The sequence below is a fragment of the Methylobacterium sp. WL116 genome (genome assembly GCF_008039455.1).
Taxonomy (GTDB): domain Bacteria; phylum Pseudomonadota; class Alphaproteobacteria; order Rhizobiales; family Beijerinckiaceae; genus Methylobacterium.
This window is the reverse complement of record NZ_VRUV01000356.1, coordinates 1-4,821: the sequence shown is the minus strand read 5'-3', so window position 1 is coordinate 4,821 and position 4,821 is coordinate 1. Positions and strand designations below refer to the sequence as shown.

The 4,821-nt window shown below is 70.1% G+C and carries 4 protein-coding genes and 2 pseudogenes; 1 reads left to right on the top strand and 5 read right to left on the bottom strand.

The features are described from left to right. Nucleotides 1–13 precede the first annotated feature (13 nt). From FV223_RS20280 to FV223_RS20265, 4 genes are all read right to left on the bottom strand, one after another. Nucleotides 14–940 (bottom strand): protease modulator HflC, encoded by a 927-nt coding sequence (locus FV223_RS20280; protein ID WP_147728694.1) that lies wholly within the window; start codon nt 938–940, stop codon nt 14–16. Further along, complete coding sequence (gene hflK, locus FV223_RS20275) at nt 937–2,109, bottom strand: FtsH protease activity modulator HflK (protein WP_147728693.1); 1,173 nt, start codon at nt 2,107–2,109, stop codon at nt 937–939. Before hflK ends, FV223_RS20280 begins: the two co-directional genes overlap by 4 nt. A 235-nt stretch (nt 2,110–2,344) precedes the next feature. After that, nucleotides 2,345–2,839 carry a dihydrofolate reductase gene (locus tag FV223_RS20270; protein WP_147728696.1) on the bottom strand — a complete coding sequence of 165 codons (495 nt, stop codon included), beginning with the start codon at nt 2,837–2,839 and terminating at the stop codon, nt 2,345–2,347. Nucleotides 2,840–2,865: 26 nt separating this feature from the next. Further along, nucleotides 2,866–3,660, bottom strand: a complete 795-nt coding sequence (locus FV223_RS20265) for a thymidylate synthase (RefSeq protein ID WP_147728695.1) — start codon at nt 3,658–3,660, stop codon at nt 2,866–2,868. Between the two features lie 184 nt (nt 3,661–3,844). Here FV223_RS20265 and selA point away from each other — a divergent pair. Continuing rightward, nucleotides 3,845–4,540, top strand: a pseudogene (selA, locus tag FV223_RS20260) (L-seryl-tRNA(Sec) selenium transferase); the annotation flags it as partial. A gap of 30 nt (nt 4,541–4,570) precedes the next feature. Here the strand turns inward: selA and FV223_RS20255 are convergent. Then, a pseudogene (locus tag FV223_RS20255) lies at nt 4,571–4,807 on the bottom strand (L-seryl-tRNA(Sec) selenium transferase); the annotation flags it as partial. Nucleotides 4,808–4,821: the final 14 nt, after the last annotated feature.

Here is a 4,821-nt window from a genome sequence, read left to right as displayed (position 1 = left end):
TTCTTCCGCTACTTCAGCGATCCGCAGGGCAGGGCGGCGCCCCGCCCTGCGCCGCCTTGCCCTGCGGATCGCTGAAGTAGCGGAAGAAGTCCGAGTTCGGGCTCATCACCAGCCGGGTCTCGTTCCCCTTCAGCCCGGTCTCGTAGGCCTGCATCGAGCGATAGAAGCTGAAGAAGCCCGCATCCTTCCCGAAGGCCTCGGCGAGGATGCGGTTCTTGTCCGCGTCGCCCTGGCCGCGCAGCTTCTCCGCCGTCTGGGTCGCGTCGGCGAGGATCACGGTCACGTCCCGGTCGGCCTTCGCCTTGATCGTCGCGGCGATCTGGTCGCCGTTGGCGCGGATGTCGGCGGCCTCGCGCTCGCGCTCGGTCTTCATCCGGCGATAGACCGCGACGCTGTTCTGGGCGGGCAGGTCGACGCGGGTCATCCGCAGGTCGACGATCTGAACGCCAAGCGCCTTGGCCTCCCGGTTCACGTCCTCCTGGATCTGGTTCATCAGGCGGGTGCGCTCGGTCTTGACGATGGCGTCGCGTGTCGAGCGCGCCAGGACGTTGCGCAGGGACGAGTTGGTGAAGCTCGCGAGGCGCTGGTTGGCCAGCGCGACGTTGTTCACCGACTGGTAGAACCGCAGCGGATCGACGATCCGGTAGCGGGCGAAGGCGTCGACCTCGAGGTTCTGCCGGTCGGCGGTCAGGAGCGTCTGCACCGGCAGGTCGAGGTCGAGGACGCGCTTGTCGAAGAGCACCACGTTCTCGACGAAGGGCAGCTTGAAGTAGAGCCCGGGCTTGTCCTCGCCGGTCTGGTTCAGGACGGCGCGGACGCGGCCGAACTGAAGCACCAGCGCCTGCTGCATCTGCCCGACGGTGAAGACCGAGGCATAGAAGGCGAGTGCGAGGGCGGCGGCGACGACCGCCGAGCCCGTGCGGATGGCCTGTGCGTTCATCGGGCCGCTCCATTGGTCTGCGCCGGGGCGGGGGTGCGGGACCCGAACTCGGCCAGCGGCAGCACCGGCACGACGCCCGCGGCACCGGTCGCGCCGGAGCCGGCGACGCCCTGATCGATGATCACCTTGTTCACGGAGCCGAGCACCTTCTCCATCGTCTCCAGGAAGATCCGCTCGCGGCTGATCGCCGGGGCGGTCTTGTAGGAGGCGTAGACCTCGTCGAAGCGCGCGGCCTGGCCCGTCGCGTCGGCGGTCGCCTTGGTCTTGTAGGCTTCCGCCGCCTGGACGATCTGCGAGGCACGGCCGCGGGCCTGCGGGACCTCGCGGCTGGCATAGGTCTTCGCCTCGTTCTGCGCCGTGTCGGCGTCCTGCTGGGCCGCGTTCACGTCGATGAAGGCGGGCCGGACTTCCGGCGGCGGGTTGACGCTGACGAGCTGCACCACCTCGATGCGCACGCCGGCGCCGTACTCGTCGAGCGCATTCTGGGTGATCTCCTTGACCTCCTGCGCGACGCTCGACTGCTCGTTCGTCAGGATCGCCTGGATGTTGCGGCGGCCGACCACCTCGCGCATCGCGCTCTCGGCGATCGCCTTGATCGTGCCTTCCGGGTTCTGGAGATTGAACACGTAGTCCGAGGCCTTGAGTGGGTTCACGCGCCACTGCACCTCGAAGTCGAGGTCGACGATGTTCTCGTCGCCCGTCAGCATCAGGCTCTCGTCGGGCATGTCGCGCGAGCGCGCCTGGGTTCCGCCGCCGGAGCGGAAGCCGACCTGGATCGAGTTCACCTGGCCGACGTTCGGCTTGATCACGCCGCCGACCGGATAGGGGAAGTTGTAGCGCAGGCCCTCGCCCTTGGAGCCGACGTAGCGCCCGAAGATCGTCTCGATGCCGACCTGGTTGGGGGCGACGGTGTAGAAGCCGGTCGCGAGCCAGAGGCCCACCGCCAAGGCGCCGATCACCACGAAGCTCTTGCCGCCGCCGAGCGAGCCGCCCGGCATCACGCCGCGCAGGCGGTCCTGGCCGCGGCGCAGAAGATCCTCGAGATTGGGCGGTGTCTTGCCGCCACCGCCACCGCCGCTGCCCCAGGGGCCGCCGCCATTGCCGCCGCCGCCACGACCCCAGGGACCTCCCCCGCCGCCACTGCCGCCGCTCTGATTGCTCCAAGGCATGCTAGCCGTCTTCTCCTGCCTGCTGCGGGATTGCCCGCGCGCCAACGGTTCGAACCGCCCGAACGGCCCGCGACCGTGTCCAAACCTGCCCGGATGAGGCAGCCACCGGAACGAGCGGAGGCCTACGCACCTGCGAGGGACCGTCGCCTGCTGTCAAGGCAAGCAGGTGGGCATCGGCGCCGCCTTTGGCAACCGCGACCGGACGCCCCTCCACATCCGAGGGAAATCGTGGTTTTCACGGGATGCGTTCGAGGTCCACGAACGTGTAGGCGTGCTCGTCGTGCGGACCGGCCGGATGCGCCTCGCGGAAGGTCTCGCGAAACAGGGTCCGGTCGAAGGCGGGGAAGCGCGTATCGCCGTCCGGGCTCGCCGCGACCTCGGTCAGCCTGAGGGCGTCGGCATGGGGGAGCGCGAGCCGGTAGATCTCGGCGCCGCCGACCACCATCAGCTCCTCGGCCGCCGCGGCCGCCAGCGCCTGCGACCAATCGTGAACCGTCTCGATCCCGTCGGCCGCGAAGGCGGGATCGCGGGTCATGACCAGCGTGCGGCGACCCGGCAGGGGGCGGCCGATCGAGGCGTAGGTCTTGCGCCCCATCAGCATCGGCTTGCCCATGGTCACCGCCTTGAACCGTTTCAGGTCGCCGCGCAGGTGCCACGCGAGCCCGTTGTCCCGGCCGATCACGCCGTTCTCGGCCAAGGCTACCACCAAGGTGATCTTGACCGGCCGCATACCGGCCCCGTGCGTCGGGGACGGCATCAGACGGCCACCGGCGCGCGGATGGCGGGATGGGGCTCGTAGCCCTCGATCGCGATGTCCTCGTAGCGGAAGGCGAACAGGTCGCGGACCTCCGGGTTGAGGCGCAGCGTCGGCAGCGGCCGCGGCGCGCGCGTGAGCTGGAGGCGCGCCTGGTCGAGGTGATTCCGGTAGAGATGCGCGTCACCGAAGCTGTGGACGAAATCGCCGGGGCGCAGCCCGGTGACCTGCGCGATCATCGCGGTCAGCAGGGCGTAGCTCGCGATGTTGAACGGCACGCCGAGGAAGACGTCGGCCGAGCGCTGGTAGAGCTGGCACGAGAGCCGCCCGTCGGCGACGTAGAACTGGAACAGGCAGTGGCACGGTGCCAGCGCCATCCGGTCGAGGTCGGCCGGGTTCCAGGCCGAGACGATGAGACGGCGCGAATCGGGATTGCGGCGGATCTCGTCGACGACCCAGGCGATCTGGTCGACGGTGCCGCCGCCGGGCTTCTCCCAGGAACGCCACTGCTTGCCGTAGACCGGGCCGAGATCGCCCTGCGCGTCAGCCCACTCGTCCCAGATCGTCACGCCGTTGGCGCGCAGCGCGCCGACATTGGTGTCGCCGGTGAGGAACCACAGCAGCTCGTGGATGATCGAGCGCAGGTGCAGCTGCTTGGTGGTGACCAGGGGAAAGCCCCGGCCGAGATCGAACCGCATCTGGTGGCCGAACACCGAGAGGGTGCCGGTGCCGGTGCGGTCTTCCTTGGTGCAGCCCTCGTCGAGGATGCGGGTGAGCAGCTGGTGATACGCGTCCATCATCCGACTTCCTGCCCGCGTTCGCGGGCGTTGCCAAGAGCGGGTCGCGGGCGGAGGGCCGACGGCGCGCGTGCGGCTTCGCGGGACTGGATGGAGCGGTCCGACCTGCTATCACTCGTTCATGGCTTCACGTGCGTCCGCTCCCCGTCCTCGCGAACAGGCACAGGGCGCGCGACCTCCCTCCGTCGAGCGGCTTCTCGGTGACGAAGCCTCCGTCGCGCTGGTCGAGAGGTTCGGCCGAACCGCTCTCCGGGACGCGATCCGCGACGATCTCGCCGCGATCCGGGCCGGCGGGGACGGCGTGCCGGAGGCGGCCGAGATCCTCGCCCGCGTCGGCCATGCTCTGGCCCGGCAGGCGAGCCCGTCCTTGCGGCCGGTCTTCAACCTCACCGGCACCGTTCTGCACACCAATCTCGGCCGCGCCCTGCTGCCGCCCGAGGCGGCCGCCGCGGTATCGGCGGTGATGACGGGCGCGAGCAACCTTGAGTTCGACCTCGCCACGGGCGAGCGCGGCGAGCGCGACGACCATGTCGAGGCGCTGATCTGTCGGCTGACCGGGGCGGAGGCGGCGATCGTCGTCAACAACAACGCGGCGGCCGTCTTCCTCGTCCTGAACGCGCTCGCGATGCGCAAGGAGGTGGTGGTCTCCCGCGGCGAGCTCGTGGAGATCGGCGGCTCGTTCCGCGTGCCCGACGTGATGGCGCGGGCCGGGTGTCGCCTGCGCGAGGTCGGCACCACGAACCGGACCCACCTGCGCGACTTCGACGAGGCGCTCGGCCCGCGCACCGGCCTGGTGATGCGGGTCCATCCCAGCAACTACGAGATCCGCGGGTTCACGGCGCAGCCCCGCGAGGAGGCGCTCGGCCAAGCGCTCGGGATGCAGGTAGAGCCGCAGCGTCGCCTCGAGCGCGGCGTAGGTCATCTTGTCGACCCGCAACGCGCGCTTCAACGGGCTCTTGCGAACCTTACGCAGCAGGTCGGCGCGCCCGGCGACGATCCCGCACTGGACCCCGCCGAGGAGCTTGTCGCCGCTGAAGGTGACGAGGTCGGCATGGGCGAGGGCGGCCCGCACGGTCGGCTCCGGCGGCAGGCCATGCGCGGCCAGATCGATCAGGCTGCCACTGCCGAGGTCGAGCGCCAGCGGCACGCCGCGCTCGCGGC